The 17218-nt window shown below is 59.7% G+C and carries 21 protein-coding genes; 6 read left to right on the top strand and 15 right to left on the bottom strand.

From position 1 onward, the window contains the following. Positions 1 to 19 precede the first annotated feature (19 nt). The 6 genes from KP003_RS16815 to KP003_RS16840 all read right to left on the bottom strand — a co-directional run bounded on the left by KP003_RS16815 (position 20) and on the right by KP003_RS16840 (position 1639). Complete coding sequence (locus KP003_RS16815) at positions 20 to 307, bottom strand: hypothetical protein (protein WP_217299978.1); 288 nt, start codon at positions 305 to 307, stop codon at positions 20 to 22. Between the two features lie 181 nt (positions 308 to 488). Beyond that, positions 489 to 665 (bottom strand): hypothetical protein, encoded by a 177-nt coding sequence (locus KP003_RS16820; protein ID WP_217299979.1) that lies wholly within the window; start codon positions 663 to 665, stop codon positions 489 to 491. Next, positions 662 to 874, bottom strand: coding sequence for a hypothetical protein (locus KP003_RS16825; RefSeq protein WP_217299980.1), 213 nt, complete (start codon positions 872 to 874; stop codon positions 662 to 664). The genes KP003_RS16820 and KP003_RS16825 overlap by 4 nt, the downstream gene beginning before the upstream one ends. A 151-nt stretch (positions 875 to 1025) precedes the next feature. After that, the gene (locus KP003_RS16830; protein WP_217299981.1) at positions 1026 to 1304 is read right to left on the bottom strand and encodes a hypothetical protein; all 279 of its coding nucleotides are present in this window, start codon (positions 1302 to 1304) and stop codon (positions 1026 to 1028) included. Continuing rightward, positions 1304 to 1474: a hypothetical protein gene (locus KP003_RS16835; protein WP_217299982.1), complete on the bottom strand. Its 171-nt coding sequence runs from the start codon at positions 1472 to 1474 to the stop codon at positions 1304 to 1306. The genes KP003_RS16830 and KP003_RS16835 overlap by 1 nt, the downstream gene beginning before the upstream one ends. 9 nt (positions 1475 to 1483) lie before the next feature. Beyond that, entirely contained in the window at positions 1484 to 1639 is a 156-nt protein-coding gene (locus KP003_RS16840) for a hypothetical protein (RefSeq protein WP_217299983.1), read from the bottom strand. A 171-nt stretch (positions 1640 to 1810) separates the two neighbouring features. Here KP003_RS16840 and KP003_RS16845 point away from each other — a divergent pair, with 171 nt between their 5' ends. Next, complete coding sequence (locus tag KP003_RS16845; RefSeq protein ID WP_217299984.1) at positions 1811 to 2146, top strand: helix-turn-helix domain-containing protein; 336 nt, start codon at positions 1811 to 1813, stop codon at positions 2144 to 2146. A 3-nt stretch (positions 2147 to 2149) separates the two neighbouring features. On the opposite strand, the gene KP003_RS16850 is transcribed toward KP003_RS16845, so the two are convergent. Next, positions 2150 to 2329 carry a hypothetical protein gene (locus tag KP003_RS16850; protein ID WP_217299985.1) on the bottom strand — a complete coding sequence of 60 codons (180 nt, stop codon included), beginning with the start codon at positions 2327 to 2329 and terminating at the stop codon, positions 2150 to 2152. Positions 2330 to 2548: 219 nt separating this feature from the next. After that, on the bottom strand, positions 2549 to 2698 hold the full coding sequence (locus KP003_RS21705; RefSeq protein ID WP_437178053.1) for a plasmid mobilization protein: 150 nt from the start codon (positions 2696 to 2698) through the stop codon (positions 2549 to 2551). A 61-nt stretch (positions 2699 to 2759) separates the two neighbouring features. Between KP003_RS21705 and KP003_RS16855 the strand changes: the two genes are divergently transcribed. The 3 genes from KP003_RS16855 to KP003_RS16865 all read left to right on the top strand — a co-directional run bounded on the left by KP003_RS16855 (position 2760) and on the right by KP003_RS16865 (position 5763). Then, positions 2760 to 3041, top strand: coding sequence for a zinc ribbon domain-containing protein (locus KP003_RS16855; RefSeq protein ID WP_217299986.1), 282 nt, complete (start codon positions 2760 to 2762; stop codon positions 3039 to 3041). Positions 3042 to 3045: 4 nt separating this feature from the next. Further along, complete coding sequence (locus KP003_RS16860) at positions 3046 to 4095, top strand: tyrosine-type recombinase/integrase (RefSeq protein ID WP_217299987.1); 1050 nt, start codon at positions 3046 to 3048, stop codon at positions 4093 to 4095. Between the two features lie 441 nt (positions 4096 to 4536). Beyond that, positions 4537 to 5763: a cytochrome C gene (locus KP003_RS16865; protein ID WP_216497628.1), complete on the top strand. Its 1227-nt coding sequence runs from the start codon at positions 4537 to 4539 to the stop codon at positions 5761 to 5763. A gap of 401 nt (positions 5764 to 6164) precedes the next feature. On the opposite strand, the gene KP003_RS16870 is transcribed toward KP003_RS16865, so the two are convergent. Further along, positions 6165 to 6698, bottom strand: coding sequence for a DUF3332 domain-containing protein (locus tag KP003_RS16870; RefSeq protein ID WP_216497627.1), 534 nt, complete (start codon positions 6696 to 6698; stop codon positions 6165 to 6167). 549 nt (positions 6699 to 7247) lie between these two features. Between KP003_RS16870 and KP003_RS16875 the strand changes: the two genes are divergently transcribed. After that, the gene (locus KP003_RS16875) at positions 7248 to 8570 is read left to right on the top strand and encodes a M23 family metallopeptidase (protein WP_216789257.1); all 1323 of its coding nucleotides are present in this window, start codon (positions 7248 to 7250) and stop codon (positions 8568 to 8570) included. A gap of 30 nt (positions 8571 to 8600) precedes the next feature. Further along, positions 8601 to 9308, top strand: a complete 708-nt coding sequence (gene gpmA, locus KP003_RS16880) for a 2,3-diphosphoglycerate-dependent phosphoglycerate mutase (protein ID WP_216497625.1) — start codon at positions 8601 to 8603, stop codon at positions 9306 to 9308. On the opposite strand, the gene KP003_RS16885 is transcribed toward gpmA, so the two are convergent. From KP003_RS16885 to hrcA, 6 genes are all read right to left on the bottom strand, one after another. Then, complete coding sequence (locus tag KP003_RS16885; protein WP_217299988.1) at positions 9305 to 11389, bottom strand: penicillin-binding protein 1A; 2085 nt, start codon at positions 11387 to 11389, stop codon at positions 9305 to 9307. The two genes, gpmA and KP003_RS16885, sit on opposite strands and share 4 nt — an antisense overlap. Before the next feature lie 253 nt (positions 11390 to 11642). Further along, entirely contained in the window at positions 11643 to 12176 is a 534-nt protein-coding gene (locus tag KP003_RS16890) for a phospholipase D-like domain-containing protein (RefSeq protein WP_216497623.1), read from the bottom strand. Beyond that, positions 12173 to 13294 (bottom strand): molecular chaperone DnaJ, encoded by a 1122-nt coding sequence (dnaJ, locus tag KP003_RS16895; RefSeq protein WP_216497622.1) that lies wholly within the window; start codon positions 13292 to 13294, stop codon positions 12173 to 12175. The genes KP003_RS16890 and dnaJ overlap by 4 nt, the downstream gene beginning before the upstream one ends. Before the next feature lie 120 nt (positions 13295 to 13414). After that, on the bottom strand, positions 13415 to 15334 hold the full coding sequence (gene dnaK / locus KP003_RS16900) for a molecular chaperone DnaK (protein WP_216497621.1): 1920 nt from the start codon (positions 15332 to 15334) through the stop codon (positions 13415 to 13417). A gap of 149 nt (positions 15335 to 15483) precedes the next feature. Further along, a complete protein-coding gene (grpE, locus tag KP003_RS16905) occupies positions 15484 to 16050 on the bottom strand; it encodes a nucleotide exchange factor GrpE (RefSeq protein ID WP_216497620.1) in 567 nt (188 codons plus the stop codon). A gap of 25 nt (positions 16051 to 16075) precedes the next feature. Further along, positions 16076 to 17110 (bottom strand): heat-inducible transcriptional repressor HrcA, encoded by a 1035-nt coding sequence (gene hrcA / locus KP003_RS16910; protein WP_216497619.1) that lies wholly within the window; start codon positions 17108 to 17110, stop codon positions 16076 to 16078. Positions 17111 to 17218: the final 108 nt, after the last annotated feature.

The following is a 17218-nucleotide window of genomic DNA, read 5'->3' on the forward strand; positions in this document are numbered from 1 at the left end:
CTCCGTTCGTGTTTTGAGACTAGGCCGCGCCAACGGCCTTTTCTTTTGCTTTATCCGCCACCATCGCCGCGAACGCGCTCACGTCTGCAGCCTCTTCCTCAACTCTCTGCGCCATACCCTTGCCCGTTTCCCACTCCCACAGAGCAACTGCGAGTTCTTCAACCTCAGCCTTGAGCAGATGCAGCAGATGGAAGTGGTCCTGCTGCCGCCAATCACCCTTGGCCGCGTTCTTCGGCAGGTTGAGGGTGTGCCAGAGGGCTAAGGCGTGGCGGATGACTAGGATGATGCGCCTGATTCTATTCACCATGCCCCGCGCCTCCTGTCGTTGTACTCGTCAATCCGCGCCTCATCCCTCGCTGCTTTCCTGCGTGCCGAGCGGCAAGATGTGCAGTCGCAGAAGTGGATCGTCTCTCCCGTTTCTTCGTCCTCGTACTCGGCGTCGTTATAGGGCGCGTTGTGATCTGCCGCACTTGGTTCCCATCCAACCATCAGAACACCCTCCCGCAGGCCACGCGCTCTATCAGCATCGGCTTCGTGATCAGCGGTGTCTGTCCGGTAATCGGCTGAATCTTGCCGCAGCCGGTGCACTTGATGACTACCCGCTGCTTGCCGTCGATTTCGGCCACAGTGCAGTACTGCCAGCCTCCGCAGGTTTCGCAGGTCACGGCCTCACCTCCAGCGCATCCTGCAACCGCTGCAACGCCCGGGGTGAGGCCGCCAGTTTCTCCAGGTTGCTCGGCAGCGGCTTAGTTGCCTCGCAAGCGGCAACGGCGGCGATGATGATGGCAACAGTGATCCAACCCATGAACTGCAGACTGCGCTCCTGGTGCATGGTCGATTTCCTACGTGGTTGCTTCAGGTATCCGGCTCTCACAGTGACCTCCCATTGACTCTGAATTCGTTCCAGTCGGGCCAACTGCTTGCCCGGGTCGGGACCGGCGGCCGCTTGAGAACGGCCTGGCAGGGTTTGCAGTAGCACTTCTCGCTAGTGTGTTTTTGGCAGCGAGGGCATTTATGTCTGGTCTTCATGCTGCCCTCCTTGTCGCGTCGATGATCTGCAAAACACGCAACGCCGATTCCTGCTGTGAGGCGTCGAGCTGGTAGGTGTAGTGGCCCTTGGCAATGGCAGTGCAGGCGATATTCCAGCCGTTGGCCTTGAGTTCAGATTTGCAACTGTTGACCGCCATCACGTCAGCCCCGCGTACAATGTCCCGCGTGGTGTGCGGCTTGCCATCGGCGAGGAAGAGAAGAACCTTTTGCAGGCGCGGCGAGTTTTCAAGCTTTGCTGCTCTGATGCGGCCCATTACTGCCCTCCTTTTGCCCTTTTAAGTTCGCGCATCTTGGCACGTTGAACCTTTGCCATCTGGTCAAAATCAAGCGTCGTATCGTAAGCTGCCAGTTCCTGGCGGCGTTGCTCGACCACCACTTCTCGGGCAATCTCACGCGCTAGCTCTTTGATTTCTGCCGGTGTCATGTTGCCGCCCTATGCTGCTTTGCTTGGATTCTGGTCTTGGACGTATTGCCTCACGGCTGTACGGATCACCAGGGCAATCGGCCATCCCTTAGTCTTTGCAAATAGAGCCAGGTCATCAAACAATTCCTTTTCAAATATTACGCTCACACCCTTCTTGTCTCCCAATTGCATCACCTCCTCTATCATTTGCGTTACCATGTGACGTTGTTGTAAATCATTTGGTTTACAGTTGCAACCAAAAAAATCAATTTAATGCAAAAAAAACCAAAAAAGATTTGCACCGTTGATTTTACGTGCTAAATTTGATTTACACCGAAACAGGAGGAGGATGCCAAAATGTCCAAAGTGGGCGAGAATATTAAACGTTTGAGGGAAAACGCACGCTGGACACAGTCCGACCTGGCAAATATCACCAAGATATCAAAGCAGTATATTTCTGCCGTGGAAAGAGGGGAGAGGAACCCAAAGCCCGAAACTATCTCTAAGTTTGCCGAGGCTTTCGCGGTAGATGAGGCCGTGTTGGTAAAGGATATTGATGCGGATTTAAAGGTGTTACAGGATGAGGTCGAGCGTTTGTTTACCAAAGCTAAGGCAACCAGCCCATTAGATAAGCATCATTTTATGGCTGAATTGTTGGAAAAATTGAGGGCGATCGAAAACGAGCGCCCTTAGAGGTCAAATCTGCTTTGCCATTTCAGCAAGGGTGTCCTCCACGCTTTCAGGATCCAGGGCCATCATAACCGCAAACAAGAGATTCAGGGGCGGGAGATTCATATGGATCAACTTCCGAGCCTCTACAGCCCGTTCAGCATCCGACATTTTGCGGTAACGTTCGATGAGTTGTGGGTCCGGCATAGGGCCCTCCTTTTGGGTGCATTGCATTTTTTTGTACTCCGCTTGGTAGGTGATTTGCGAATTAGTGTTTACGCTTTCACCTACCAATATCAGCATATTCTTTAATGAACAAGGGGTCAATTAGCCCCACACTGACACATTCTGTCGCATTTCATGTCATGACAAATGGCATTACATAATGATTACTAGCGTGTATAGGGATTTCCTGCATCAAAAAAATTATTTCAGCTTGGAAAATTCTCTGTCAATGAGGATCCGCAGGTATTCGGAAATGTTCATATCGCTTTCTTTTGCCAGAGTTTTAAGCTGTTCTTTTGATGCAGGCGTGAGACGGACTTGAACAACCTCTGTCTTAAGCCTGGCAACCATCGGGGCTGGTATACGCGAATCGCGCCTAACTTGCAAGGATTATTGTACAAAAGGGGATACTATGAGAACGCTACTTCGAATCGTAGGTGTTGTATGGACAATCCTAGGCATCATGAATATCACCGAGTCACCCTCTATGCAGGCGGGCGCCAAAAGTCTGATCGGGCCGGAATTCGTAATACTTTTCAATGTCGTGCTGTTTATCATCCCCGGCCTCGTTTTAGCGGGGCTGGGCTCGCTGATTAAGAGGAAATCTGCGGAAAAGAAATGTCCTGAGTGCGCCGAGCTGATAAAGCGCGAGGCAAAGATATGCCGCTTCTGCAAGGCAGAGGTTGCGGAGTAACGCCATGAAGGTCAACATCGTCAAGCATCCAACAATAGAAGGCGGTTATTGGTGCGAGTTTCGGCCCGATGGTGTCAAAGGGAAGCGCCGGAGAATACCGTTCCCCAGCTACGAGGATGCGTTTGCCTACAAGTCCCAGCTCGAGGCGAAAGTTGACGGAGTTGGCGCCAAGAAGATGCGCCCAACCATCGAAATGGTATATGAGCAGTATTTGGAGTGGGTAAAGTCGAACCAGTCACCGTCGACCTATGGCGACAAGGTCCGGGTATTTAAGAGCGCAATCATTCCCCACTTTGGGAAATACCAGCCAGGCGAGTTGACGCAGACGGTCTATGATGCGTTTCAGGCAAAGCTTGCAGGGAAACGCCGCGCCATCATCATGTACCAGGACTTTCTGAGCGCACTGATAAAGTGGATGGCCGAGCGGAATATGGCCGAATTGCTCACTTTCAAACCTTCCAAGCCCAAGTATCACGCGCCTAAGCCGCTGATCCCCTCCATGGCCGATATACAGTCGGTTATTGATTATGTGGCGGATCCCACCAAGAAGCAGCTTCTCATCACCATGCTATGGACCGGTCTGCGTTGGAACGAGGCGCGGCTTTTGCGTTGGGAGGACGTGTACCTGCGGCAAGGGTTCATTCGCGTGAGGGAAAGCGACCAAGAGGAAGAGGTCCACATTCCGATCTACCCCGAGATGCAGCCTTGGCTGGAGACGAACAAGAAAAAGAGCGGGTGGCTGTTTTCAAACCCCATGGCGAACAAGCGAACAAAGCAACTTGAACCTTACACGTCATTCAAGACGATTTTGGAAACTGCGAGCTTGAGGCTTGGCATTGAGATAGGTCATCATGATTTCCGCCGGCGGTCGGCTCAGAACGTGTATGAGGCATCGGGCTTTGACATCTTCGCAGCCCAGCGCCACCTACGCCACAAGGACATCAAGACCACTATGCGATATTTAGGGGTGGATGATCAGCGGCGGGCACAGATTATGGACAATGTGCTGATTCATGTTGAGAACTTGCGGAAGGGTGGACAAGTGGACAGCTAACAAAATAGGATTTATCGTTTAAATACAGCGGCTTGTGGCTACTGGTCAAATTGATTCGTAATCAATAGGTCGTCGGTTCGATTCCGATAGATGGCTCCATACACACAGGGGGTTGCAGTTTGCACTGTAACCCTTCGTTTTTTTTGCGCCCCAAAGGCACCCTCTCAGCCATATCCTTGCAAGCAAGCGCCCCGCTTGACTATCCCGCGCCCTCCAGCCCCTTGATCTGAAAACAGTCAGATGCCACCCGCCCCCAACGCAAAGACAAGACCACTGTGCTTGACAGGTTGAAGTGTAATGGGAAAATAATCGAAAACAGTGGAACGGCGGCGGAACAAAACCATACCAGTTAGTGAATATCTCGCCTCAGGTAGCAAGATTCGTAGGTACAGGAATTCTGAGACAGTCCTCGCACCGGAATCACCGCAATCAGGAGATGCAATGAGAATTCCCAGGTCATGCGCGTTTGTCCTGTTGGTTTTTTGTTCCCACGTTGTGGCAAGCACCGCCAGTGATGAAGTGTTCCACAACGGCGGTACCGGCAACTGCACAGGATGCCATACCACACCACCGCAACTGCGCGGCTCGGATGCGGGGTCGACCTGCCTCATCTGCCATCAGGCCCCCCTCGGCGTGGCCCTTCCCTCCAAGTACTTCATCGCAACCGACGTGGGCTCCTTTTCCATCTGTGTCCAACTCCCCCCAGCCGGAGATTTTTGCTGGCTCAAGAAAACGTACAAGTGGTCGACATCGCGCGGCGCAACGGAGTTCAGCCGCGGCGAGCGGCACGGACACAACATCGTTGCGATCGACTTCGGGTACGAGGCGGACAGCACCCATAGCTTCTCGCCGGGCGGCAATTATCCGAGTTCAAGCCTCACCTGCATCAGCTGCCATGACCCTCACGGCAACTACCGGCGGCGCGCCGATGGCTCAATTGGCACCTCCGGCCCCCCGGTCGTGGCTTCGGGGTCTTACCCTGACAGCCCCGACCCGACGGCCTCTGCCTCGGTAGGTACGTACCGGCTGCTCTGTGGCAGGGGATATCAGCCAAACAGCCTCCCCGGCACCCCCCCCATGGCCTCCGATCCACCCGCAGCCATAGCCCCCCGTGTTTTCAACCGGTCAGAAAACGCCTACGCTACCCGGGTCGCCTACGGGAGCGGCATGTCCGAATGGTGCAGCAACTGCCACGCCCAACTTAACAGCAGTCACAGCCATCCCTCTGGGGCCAGCGCCGTCTTGTCGGAGGGTATTGCCAGTAACTACAACTCGTACGTGCGTTCGGGAGACCTGTCCGGGCAGCGCGAGAGATCCTACAACTCGATGGTCCCTTACGAGTTGAACACGAGGGATTACGCAGTGCTGAAGTCAATTGCCGCATCTGCCGATCTTAAACAAAGCGGCCCTGCCGGAAAAGAAAACGTGATGTGCCTGTCCTGCCACAGGGCCCACGCCAGCGGGTGGGACGCAAGTACCAGATGGAACATGCAGTCCACCTACCTCGTGTATGAGGGTACGTACCCGGGAACCGACAACGGCGCACCCGTCGAATACTCCCTGGGCCGCCTCTCCTCTGAAATTCAACAGACATTTTATGACCGGCGTGCAACCGACTTTGCCACCTTCCAGCGAAGCCTCTGTAACAAGTGTCACCTGAGAGACTGATGCAGCCTTTGCAGGACAGGTAGGCGAGATTTTAGCGGGAGAGTCCGCACTCCAAGGCTGGGTTCCACAACGTGAAAAGGCCCGCCGTTACGGCGGGCCTCACTTGATGCCTTACATGGGTACCCTTTTCAAGGGTGGTTGCCAGTGCCCGTAGGCACAGGGAGGTTACAGCTTCAGGTTGTGAGATTCCGAATCGGTGGAGTTTCTTTGATGCTGATTACCTCCTTTTTTCCGAGATCCCTCTTTGCTAGCTAGCTGAGTCAAACATAGCACCGGCGATGCGAAAGAAACAGTCTGTCGAAATTTTTTTTTTCCGGGTATACTGCTTCAGTTGCCTCCTCATCGAGTTTGAACTCGCTAACGTTGTCATCTCTCTTCCTGCCGCTGAGTATCCCCCCCTCCTACTGGTACAGAGCCGTCATTTGCGCGCCCCCGTTCAAAGCAGCAGGAGCCGAGCTCGTTACCTTCACGCCGCCCTTGCCGCGCATCGCCTGGAACTGGGTCACGTTGTCCCCCTCGCGCAGCGCCGCTACAGAGTTACCGGTCTTCACGTTCCAGTCGATGGTAAGGGTGTCAAGGTAGGTATCACCATGGTAGCGGTTGAAGGTGTAGCGAAGGGTTTCGCCGCTCTTCTGGGCGTGTACCTTGAAAGTGTCGCCGTTTTCGCTGTACTGGAAATCCTTCTCGCCCTGGGCCACGGGGTTGTGTCCGCTCCAGAACTCGATGGTGTTGAACAGTACGAAGTCGACCAGTGCCGCAATTCCGTACACCGGAACGATGATGAATACCCAGGTCACCAGGCTGCGCAGGTACTTGTCGCCTACCTCGCCGTTCACCTGGTACACCTTGCGGGTGAGCGCCATCTTGCCGTAGCAACCTTGCAGGGAGACCATGGCCATCACCATGGCAAGTAGTGCCGCTGTAATCCTCTTCATAGCTATTCCTCCTTTGGTATGTGATGTACTTATGGGACAACCTCTATCCCGATTCTCCCAATATAACAGAATTGCAGTTCTTGCAGCTCATATACTTCAGCTGTACCTGTAACACAATCACCCGCAACAGTCATAATAGAAAAGAGGCCCGCTACTGATACGCAAGGCCTCTTTTTTTTACTCGATCCCCTCGTTACAGGGGTCATCCCGACGCTTTCAACGTCGGAGCTGGTACAGCTGTTTCGTAATTAGAATCCTCTTCAGTGGAAGCTACCTCGATGCAGCTACCTCCTTTTCCGAGACATTCAGTTACAGCTAGCTAGCTGAAAGAAATATACCACCTGTCTGAAATTTTTACAGAGCGCTACAATATTTTTTAGCGGCCTTCGCCGCCCCGGCTTCCACCCCGGTGCGCCGCCCTGGCTGGACTTCGAGGGGGCGGGTGCTAAAATCCGAGGGTGCTTAGCCTGGATTAATCTTTTTCGACGGCAACGGGCGGCCGAGCGCGCAAAAGCGCTTGTGCCGGACCAGTTGCCGGGGGGGAGAGCCATGAAAACGACAGCCGTGACAATGATGCTGATCCTGCTGCTCCTTCTCGGGTTGGGCGTGTATTATTTTCTGGACACTGCAGGCCCCGCCTTCGCCCTTTCCCGGCAAAGCGGCCCCATCTCCTCGAAGCTCGATGTCACGCTGAGACTGCGGGACCGTTCGGGGCTCAAGTCGCTGAACGTGAACCTGGTGCAGGGACAGAAGAACTTTCCCATCCTCACCAGGGAGTACCCCTCCGGGATCAAGGAGGGGGCGGAGACCTTCAGGCTCCCGGCCCAGCCGGGACTCAAGGAAGGGCCGGTCAGGCTGGAGGTCCGCGCGGTGGATCGCTCCATCTTCGGCTTCGGCTCCGGCAACCGCAGCGAGCAGACCTTCAACTTCGACTACCTGAACAAGCCCCCGGCAGTCGCCGTCCTCAGCACCGCCCACAACGTCTCCCGCGGCGGCGCCGGGCTGGTGGTGTACACGGTGAACCGGGAGGTCGCCAAGACCGGCGTGCTCTTCGCCGACCGCTTCTACCCCGCCTACCGCCAGCCGGGCGGCTACTACGCCTGCCTATTCCCCTTCCCCAGCGATCTGCTGCAGGAACGCTTCATCCCCAAGGTACTGGCCGTGGACCGCGCGGGGAACGAGAGGCTGACCGGCATCTACTACCACGTGCTGGAGAAATCATTCCCCAGAGACCGGATCGAGCTTACCGACTCTTTCCTGGAGAAGGTCTCGGGCGAATTCAAGGATCGCTTCCCGCAGGCCGCGACCCCGCTGGAGCTCTTCCTCAAGGTGAACCGGGAGGTGAGGCAGGCTGACCGAAAGACCCTGTACCAGGCAGGGTTGAAGACCTCCCCCACCCCGCTGTGGCAAGGGGGGTTCCTGCGCCTCCCCAACTCCGCCCCGCGCGGCACCTTCAGCCAGTTGCGCAGCTACTTCTACAAGGGAAAACAGGTGGATGAGCAGTACCACCTGGGGATCGACCTGGCCTCCCTGGCGCACTCGAAGGTCCCGGCCGCGAACGCAGGGCGGGTGGTCTGGGCCGACGATCTCGGCATCTACGGTCAATGCGTCATCATCGACCACGGCTTGGGGCTGCAGTCGCTCTACGGCCATCTGAGCCGGATCGCCGTGAAGGAAGGGGACCAGGTGAAAAAGGGGGACATCATCGGCGATACCGGGGATACCGGCCTTGCCGGCGGCGACCACCTCCATTTCGGCGTGGTGGTCTCCGGGCAGGAGGTGAATCCGATCGAGTGGTGGGACCCGTCCTGGATAAAGAACAACATAACTGACAAGCTCGAAGAGGCGAAGCAGGCGGGAGGCGCCAGGTAGCGCGAGGGGAAGCGGACAGGAGGTGAGCTCATGCAGCAACTGGTGCTGGTCCGACATGGCGAGAGCGTCTGGAACAAGGAAAACCTGTTCACCGGCTGGACCGACGTGGAACTCTCCCCGCAGGGCGAGGAGGAAAGCAGGAACGCGGGACGGCTTTTGAAGGAGAAGGGATTCGTCTTCGACGTCGCCTTCACCTCGGTGCTGCGACGGGCCATCGGGACGCTCTGGCTCATCCTGCGCGAGATGGACCTGATGTGGATCGAGGAATGCAAGGACTGGCGCCTCAACGAGAGGCACTACGGCGCGCTGCAGGGACTGAACAAGGCGCAGACCGCCGAGAAGTACGGGGAGGAGCAGGTGAAGCTCTGGCGGCGCAGTTACCATGTGCGCCCCCCCGCGCTCGGCGAGGGCGACCAGCGCTACCCCGGCCGCGACCCGCGTTACGCCTCACTCCCGCCGCACCTGGTTCCGAGGACAGAGTGCCTGCAGGACACCGTGGAGCGGGTGCTTCCCTGCTGGCAGCAGGTGATCGTCCCGGCCCTGCGGGAAAGCCGCCGCCCGCTCATCGTAGCTCACGGCAACAGCCTGCGCGGCCTCATCAAGTACCTGGACCGGGTTTCGGACTCGGACATCATCAACCTGGAGATCCCTACCGGCACGCCGCTGGTGTACGAACTGGACAACGACCTGAAGCCGATCCGGCACTACTACGCCTCCGAGATCGCCCCCCCCGCCTAACGCATCAATTCTCCCGCAGCGCCATCGGTCCCCTCGCCCCCCTCGGCAGGTTCCTTGGCAGGCGCCTCGTTGCCGGGGCCGGAGGCACCCGGCTGAGTCGGCTGAGTCGGCTGAGTCGGCTGAGCCGGCTGAGCCGGCGCGGCCGGCGGCATCGCGTCGCCGCCGTGCTTGGAGCAGTAGCTGGTCGGCTCTGTCCCGGCGATGAAGTCCTCTTCCTTTGTGGTCGGGCATTCGGGGGTGGCCAACTGGCCGGTGGAGGGATCGATGCTGACCGTGACCACACCTTCGGGCCTGGTGAAGTCCAGCGCGGGCTTACCGGCGCTGGCGCTACGCATGAACTTCTCCCAGATCGGCGCTGAGACCACGCCGCCGGTAAAACCCCTTCCCCCCGGCTTCGGCTTGTCGTACCCCACCCAGACCCCGGTGATCAGCTGCGGCGTGTACCCAACGAACCACGCATCGCGGTAGTCGTCGGTGGTGCCGGTCTTTCCGGCGGCGGGGCGCTGGCGGCTGAAGTTCTTCAGCCCCTTGGCGGTCCCGTAGGTCAGGACGTCCTTCATCATGGTGGTGGTGACAAACGCGGTGGCAGGAGAGAGCACCGGGGTCACCTGCGACGGATTCTCGTTCCAGCTCTTGCGGTTGCGGTCGTAGACCCGGATGATGGTGCGCCCCTCGCTGCGCATGCCCCCGTTGGCGAGAGGGGAGTAGGCGGAGACCAGGTCGTTCAGGGTGACCTCGTCGGTACCCAGGGCGAGGGAGAGGTCGTTGGGGGTGCGCAGGGAAAGTCCCAGGCGCCCGGCGAAGGTGACGAAGTTGTTCACCCCGAGCGATTCCAGCAGCTTCACGGTGATCACGTTGTTGGAGTGGGCCAGCGCCTGCCTAAGCGACAGCTCGCCGAAGCTCTTCTTCTCGTAGTTGTGCGGCCGCCAGGTCTGGCCGTTCCCCTTGTTGTAGGCTACCGGGGTGTCGTCCAGGAGGCTCGCCGGGGTGTACCCCTGCTCCAGGGCCGCGGCGAAGATGAGCGGCTTGATGGCGGAGCCGGGCTGGCGCTTGGCCGAGAAGGCCCGGTTGAAGCCCCCCTTGGCGTTGTCCACGCCCCCCACCGCGGCCAGGATGTCACCCGTCTTCAGATCCATGCAGATGAGCGCACCCTGCAGGTTCGGGTTCACCTTCTTCACGCCGTCGCGCAGCACCTGCTCCGCCTGCTTTTGCAGGTTCACGTCCATGGCCGAGATCACGTCCAGCCCACCCTGCTCCACGATGTGCGCCCCGTAGCGCTCCACGAGCTGTCTGCGCACCAGGTCGAGGTACCCCTGCGCCTGCCCCGGCTTGATCACCGTGGCGGGATGGGCCTCGATGGCCCGTTTCTGCTGCGGCGTGATCATCTTCACCGCGACCATGCGGGCCAGAACGACGCTGCGGCGCGCGCTCACCCTGGCCTGGTCCCCAAGCGGGTTGTAGCGCCCCGGGTTCTTGGGCACCCCCGCCAAGAGCGAGCACTCCGCCTCGGTCAGCTCTTCCGGGTTCTTGTCGAAGTACTGCCGCGCCGCCTGCGCGATCCCCCAGGCGCCGTTGCCGAAGTAGATCTCGTTGAAGTACATCTCCAGGATCTGGTCCTTGGTGTACTTCTTCTCGAAGTCCATGGCGAGCTGCACTTCCTTCACCTTGCGGTCGATCGACTTCTCGCCGCTCAGGAACTTGTTCTTGATCAGCTGCTGGGTGATGGTGGAGCCCCCCTCGGCGAGCCGGCCCTTCACCACGTCCTTCACCAGGGCCCGGGCGATGCCCCGCACGTCGATCCCCCCGTGCTCGTAGAAACGGGCGTCCTCGGTGGCAACCAGTGCCTTGCGCAGAAAGAGCGGGATCCGGTCGATGGAGACCCAGTAGCGCTGGGTGGGGAGGATGCGCCCGACGTAGCGCTGCTGTCCGTCGAAGACCCGGATGGAGGTGTAGCCAGTCGGGAGTTCCGGATAGGTCGCGATGGAGGCGTGGGCGGAAACGGCGCAGCCGAGTGCCAGGAGAAGAACGAGGAGAACGGGGGAGAAGAGCTTCTTCAGTGAAACGTGCCGACGGTTACGCAAGGTTGCTACTCCTTGTAAGGAGGTGGACGACGGTGATGCTGCGGCTTTCGTGATGGCAACGAACGTATAGGAGGCGAGAGCGCTGGGCGAGTGGTTATTCGCCCCTACAGTGATGGAGCCCTCCACTGGGGATGATCACAAGGGCTCAGGATGCTTGGAAAAGAGGTGCTGCCGTGATCCGGGCGACCTGTAGGGGCGAATAATCATTCGCCCGCCTTTGTCCCCATATCGGACCCGATCCGACTCGTCCGCCCTACCTGATCCCCTCGAGGTACCGCGTCACCTGCGCTGCCAGTTCCGGCGCGTCCAGGAGCACCGAGAGCTCACGGTTTCTGGTCAGCGCGGCGTGGGAGAGATTGTGGCTCCCGATTATGACGAAACGGTCGTCGATGACCACGGCCTTGGCATGCGTGGTGCGCCGGTCGCGCGTGAACCGCACCCGCACCCCTTTGCGTGCCAGGTACCCGGCGGCGGCGCGGTTGTCGCGCCCCACAGAATCCTCGCCCTCCAGGATCACGGTGACCTCCACCCCGCGTGCCCTGGCCTGCGCCAGGTCCTGCGCGATCGCGGCGGGGAGGTTCCCCCTGCGGTCGGTGGCCTTGAAAAGGTAAAAGGCGCAGATGATGCGCCTTTGGGCCCCGCGAATCCGCTCCTTGAGCGCCCCCGAGTAGGAGGCATCGGCAAGCAGCGTCGCCTGGGCCGGGGAGCTCAGGGCCGGCGCGGGACGGGCGACCAGGAAAACAATGGCCGAAAGTACCGCCGCGCACCGGTTGAGCTTTCTTATCAAGTGAATATGTCCATCACCTTGGAGAAGAAGTTCTTGCGCATCGGGTTCACGTCCTCACCGCTGATGCGCGCCAGCTCCTCCAGGAGTTCGCGCTGCTGCTTGTTCAGGTTGATCGGGGTCTCTACCTTGGCGATGACCAGGTGGTCGCCGCGCCCATACCCCTGCAGCGCCGGGACCCCCTTGCCGCGCATCCTGAAGACGGCGCCGGACTGGGTACCCTCGGGAATCTTCATGTTCACCTTGCCGTCCAGCGTGGGCACCTCGATCTCGCAGCCAAGGGCCGCCTGGGTGAAGCTGATCGGGATCTCGCACAGGACGTCGTTGTCCTCGCGCCGGAAGAGGGAATGCTCGCGCACCGTGAGCGCCACGTAGAGGTCGCCGTTGGCGCCCCCCTTGATCCCCTGCCCCCCTTCGCCGGAGAGCTTGAGACGGATGCCGGTCTCGACCCCTGCGGGGACCTTTACCGAGATGGTCTTCTTGTCGCGGACCGTACCGGTGCCGCGGCAGCTCGGGCAGGGATGCTCAACCACGCGCCCCTCGCCGTTGCAGTGCGAGCAGGTCTTGGAAACGCTGAAGAAGCCCTGCTGGAACCGCATCTGGCCCGCCCCCTGGCAGGTGGGGCAGGTCTTCGGCTGGGTGCCGGCCTTGGCGCCGGAACCGCCGCACGTCTCGCAGCGTTTGGCGTAGGGAATGTCGATCTTCTTCTCGACCCCGAAAGCGGCCTCCTCGAAGTTGATCTCCAGGTTGTACTGCAGGTCGTCGCCCCGCTTGCCGCGCGAGGTCTTCTGGCGTCCGCCGAACACCTCCCCGAAGATGTCGCCGAAGATGTCCCCGAAGGGGGAACCGCCGAAACCGCCGAAGGGGGAACCGTTGAAGCCGCCGCCCCCCATGCCGGCGTGCCCGAACTGGTCGTAGCGCGCACGTTTCTCGGGGTCGGAGAGCACCTCGTAGGCCTCGGAGACCTCCTTGAACTTGTCCTCGGCGCTCTTGTCACCCGGGTTCTTGTCCGGGTGGTACTTGATGGCCAGGCGCCGATACGCCTTCTTGATCTCCGTCTCGGAGGCGTTTTTGTTCACCTCGAGCAGTTCGTAGTAATCCTGTTTTTCACCGTTTGCCAAAGTATGCCCTCGTAACACAAAGAGCAGCGCCCCATCTCATGAGACGCTGCCCGTTGCGGTTGTCATTTTCTACATGCAGCGCCATCTTCTACCAAAGAGGCCCCGCTTTGCAACCCTTTCTTACTTCTTGTCATCCTTCACTTCCTCGAAGTCGGCGTCGACCACCTTCTCGCCCTTGGCGGCTCCGCCCGCTTCCGGCTCGGCCTGCGGCTCGGCACCCTCGGCGCCCGCGGCCTGCGCCTTGGCATAGACCGCCTCGGCCAGCTTGTGGGAGGCCTGCATCAGGGTCTCGCTCGCCTTCTTGATCTCGTCGGCGTCGCTTCCTTCCAGCGCCTTTTTGAGGGCCGCGATCCCTTCCTCGATCTTCTGCTTCTCGGAGGCGTCGATCTTGTCGCCGAATTCCTTCAGGGACTTCTCGGTGGAGTAAACCAGGTTGTCCCCCTGGTTCTTCGCCTCGATCAGCTCGCGCTTCTTCTTGTCGTCGGCGGCATGCGCCTCGGCGTCGCGCACCATCTTCTCCACTTCCTCCTTGGAGAGGCCGGAGGAGGCGGTGATGCGGATGGACTGCTCCTTGCCGGTGCCGAGGTCTTTCGCGGAGACGTGGACGATGCCGTTGGCGTCGATGTCGAAGGTCACCTCGATCTGGGGCACGCCACGCGGCGCGGCCGGGATCCCGGAGAGCTCGAAGTTGCCCAGTGTCTTGTTGTCCGCCGCCATCTCGCGCTCGCCCTGCAGGACGTGGATGGAAACCGCCGGCTGGTTGTCGGCAGCGGTGGAGAACACCTGGGACTTGCGGCACGGGATGGTGGAGTTCTTGTCGATCAGCTTGGTCATCACGCCGCCCAGGGTCTCGATGCCCAGGGAGAGCGGGGTGACGTCGAGGAGAAGCACGTCCTTCACGTCGCCGCGCAGAACGCCGCCCTGGATGGCTGCGCCGATGGCGACCACCTCGTCCGGGTTGACGCCGCGGTTGGGGACCTTGCCGAAGATGTCCTGCACCTTCTTCTGCACGATCGGCATGCGGGTCATGCCCCCAACGAGGATGACCTCGTCGATGTCGGAGGCGGAGAGGCCGGCGTCCCTGAGGGCCGTGCGGCAGGGGCCTTCGAGTTTCGCGATCAGGTCGGCGCAGATGGACTCGAGCTTGGCGCGGGTCAGCTTCATGGTCAGGTGCTTCGGACCGGAAGCGTCGGCGGTGATGAACGGGAGGTTGATGTCGGTCTCAAGCGAGGTGGAGAGCTCGCATTTCGCCTTCTCGCCCGCCTCTTTCAGCCTCTGCAGCGCCATCTTGTCGCCCCTGAGGTCGATCCCCTGGTCCTTCTTGAACTCGTCGGCGATGTAGTCGATGATCTTCTGGTCGAAGTCCTCGCCCCCCAGGAAGGTGTCGCCGTTGGTGGACTTCACCTCGAAGACCCCTTCGCCCAGTTCCAGGATGGAGACGTCGAAGGTGCCGCCGCCCAGGTCGAACACGGCGATCTTCTCGTCCTTCTTCTTGTCCAGGCCGTAGGCGAGTGCCGCCGCGGTCGGCTCGTTGATGATGCGCAGGACGTTCAGACCGGCGATCTTGCCGGCGTCCTTGGTGGCCTGGCGCTGGGAGTCGTCGAAGTAAGCCGGGACGGTGATGACCGCGTCGGTGACGGTCTCACCGAGGTAGTCCTCGGCGGTCTTCTTCATCTTCATCAGCACCATCGCCGAGATCTCGGGGGGAGAGTATTTCTGACCGCGCACCTCGACCCACGCGTCGGCGTTATCGGCCTTGACGATCTTGAACGGGGAGATGGCGATGTCCTTCTTGACCGCCTCGGTATCGTACTTGCGCCCGATGAGGCGCTTGATGGCGTACAGGGTGTTCTCGGGGTTGGTGACCGCCTGGCGCTTGGCCTGCTGGCCCACCAGCCGCTCGCCGTTCTCGGCGAAAGCGATCATGGAAGGGGTGGTACGGCTTCCCTCTGCGTTCGCTATGACAACCGGCTCCCCACCTTCCATCACTGCGACGCAGGAGTTGGTGGTCCCGAGGTCGATTCCTATTACTCTACTCATGTGTTTGCCTCCTCATATGGTAACTGTCACTCAGCAAGCTAGTCATGCCCCCAGCAAAAAACAAGGGGCGGGGTGAAAAAAAGATAAAGACAAAGATCAAGACTAAGTAAAAGCTCCCTCTAAATCTTGATCTTTATCTCAATCCGCCTCTAAGCCGCAGGCTTAACGGCGACGGTGACCATGGCCGGGCGCAGCAGCCGGTCGTTCAAGAGGTACCCCTTCTGGAACACGTTCACGATGGTGTTCGGCTCCTGCTCCTCGCTCGGCACCTGGGTCATCGCCTGGTGAAAGGCGGGGTCGAACGGGGTGCCCGGCGGAGTCTCCAGCGCCGTCACGCCGAACTTCTTCAGGGTGGAGACCAGCATGTTCAGGGTGAGCTTCACCCCCTCGACGATGGGATCATCCTCGCTGGCGTGGTCTATGGCACGCTCCAGGTTGTCTAGTGAGGGGAGAAGTTCCAGGACGATCTGCTCGTTGCCGTACTTCAGGATCTCTTCCTTCTCCTTTTGCACCCGCTTCCGGTAATTCTCCAGGTCGGCGCGCTCGCGCAGGTACTTGTCCCAGTTGCTCGCCGACTCCAGCCCCTTGGCGGCCAGGGCTTCTTCGAGTTCCTTGATCCGATCCGCATCGGACAGCGGCTGCGCGAGCTCCACGTGGTCCTGCGCCCCCTCCGCCTTCTTGTCGTGCTGGTGCGCATCGTGTTTTTTCTTGTCCATCCCTTTGTACTCTCCTTTTCTCGCGCTACTCGGTTTCGAGCAGGCGGCTGATCAGTTTGGCCGTATAATCGACGATCGGTATCACCCGGCCGTAGCCCATCCGGGTCGGGCCGATGACCCCCAGCACCCCGACCGTGTCCTTGCCGGTGAGGTAGGTGGAGGTGACCAGACTCATCCCCTCAACCTTGAGCAGGGGCGACTCGGAGCCGATGAAGATCTGCACCCCTTCGGCCTGCATGGAGCGGTCCAGCAGGTCCAAAAGGAGGCTCTTCTTCTCGAAGGCCCGGAAAATCTCACGCATCTTGGCGGCGTCGGCGAATTCGGGCTGGTCCAGGATGTTCGCCTGCCCCTCCAGGAAGATCTCGGTGCTGTCGGTCCTGATGGTCTGCTCGGAAAGCGCGATCGCCTTCGCCATCAGCGAATCGTAGCGGACCTTCTCGCTCTGCAACTCCGCCAAGAGCCGCTCCCGCACCTGGGCGATGGTCAGCCCCTGCAGCATCCCGTTCAGGTAGTTGGCCATGCGGACCAGGTCCTCCTGCGGGATCTCCTCCTCCGTTTCCAAAAGCCGGTTCTGTACCGTCCCGTTCTGCGATACCAGGATGGCCAGGATGCGGTGGCTGGACAGCTTCACGAATTCCATCTGGTGGAAGACGTTGGCCGCCATGCGCGGCGCCATCACCACCCCCATGTAGCTCGAGGTGGTGGAAAGGAGCCGGCTCGCCTCCTTGAGCACCTGGGCGGGATCCTTGCCCGCCATGCGGCAGTGCCTGCGGATCTCTTCGCGCTTGCCCGCGGTGAGGTTCTGCTTCGCCTCCAGGATCGAATTGACGTAGAGGCGGTAGGCCTTGTCGGTGGGGATGCGGCCGGCGGAGGTGTGCGGCGAGGTCAAAAGCCCCATCTCCTCCAGGTCGGACATGACGTTGCGCACGGTGGCCGGCGAAAGCGCCAGCGCGTGGCTGCGGGTAATGGTCCGGCTCCCCACTGGTTCGGCGGTCGTTATGTAATCCTCGATGACCGCCTCGAGGATGCGTTTGCCTCGTTCGGAAAGTTGCTCTTCCATAGCCTTGGTCCTCAAAAGCGTTTAGCACTCAAAAAGTTCGAGTGCTAAACGAGCTTCAAGTTAGCAACGCACCTTTGCTTTGTCAAGGGGTTCTCTGGCGATATAAAA

Source organism: Geomonas diazotrophica (assembly GCF_019063885.1).
GTDB lineage: Bacteria > Desulfobacterota > Desulfuromonadia > Geobacterales > Geobacteraceae > Geomonas > Geomonas diazotrophica.

Bases quoted from the DNA above. Each gene is read 5' to 3' on its own strand.
- KP003_RS16875 (WP_216789257.1), top strand. From the start codon at position 7,248: ATGAAAACGACAGCCGTGACAATGATGCTGATCCTGCTGCTCCTTCTC.
- KP003_RS16855 (WP_217299986.1), top strand. From the start codon at position 2,760: ATGAGAACGCTACTTCGAATCGTAGGTGTTGTATGGACAATCCTAGGC.
- KP003_RS16860 (WP_217299987.1), top strand. From the start codon at position 3,046: ATGAAGGTCAACATCGTCAAGCATCCAACAATAGAAGGCGGTTATTGG.
- KP003_RS16850 (WP_217299985.1), bottom strand. From the start codon at position 2,329: ATGCCGGACCCACAACTCATCGAACGTTACCGCAAAATGTCGGATGCT.
- dnaK (WP_216497621.1), bottom strand. From the start codon at position 15,334: ATGAGTAGAGTAATAGGAATCGACCTCGGGACCACCAACTCCTGCGTC.
- KP003_RS16870 (WP_216497627.1), bottom strand. From the start codon at position 6,698: ATGAAGAGGATTACAGCGGCACTACTTGCCATGGTGATGGCCATGGTC.
- KP003_RS16835 (WP_217299982.1), bottom strand. From the start codon at position 1,474: ATGACACCGGCAGAAATCAAAGAGCTAGCGCGTGAGATTGCCCGAGAA.
- KP003_RS16865 (WP_216497628.1), top strand. From the start codon at position 4,537: ATGAGAATTCCCAGGTCATGCGCGTTTGTCCTGTTGGTTTTTTGTTCC.
- KP003_RS21705 (WP_437178053.1), bottom strand. From the start codon at position 2,698: ATGGTTGCCAGGCTTAAGACAGAGGTTGTTCAAGTCCGTCTCACGCCT.
- hrcA (WP_216497619.1), bottom strand. From the start codon at position 17,110: ATGGAAGAGCAACTTTCCGAACGAGGCAAACGCATCCTCGAGGCGGTC.
- KP003_RS16815 (WP_217299978.1), bottom strand. From the start codon at position 307: ATGGTGAATAGAATCAGGCGCATCATCCTAGTCATCCGCCACGCCTTA.
- gpmA (WP_216497625.1), top strand. From the start codon at position 8,601: ATGCAGCAACTGGTGCTGGTCCGACATGGCGAGAGCGTCTGGAACAAG.
- grpE (WP_216497620.1), bottom strand. From the start codon at position 16,050: ATGGACAAGAAAAAACACGATGCGCACCAGCACGACAAGAAGGCGGAG.
- KP003_RS16845 (WP_217299984.1), top strand. From the start codon at position 1,811: ATGTCCAAAGTGGGCGAGAATATTAAACGTTTGAGGGAAAACGCACGC.
- KP003_RS16830 (WP_217299981.1), bottom strand. From the start codon at position 1,304: ATGGGCCGCATCAGAGCAGCAAAGCTTGAAAACTCGCCGCGCCTGCAA.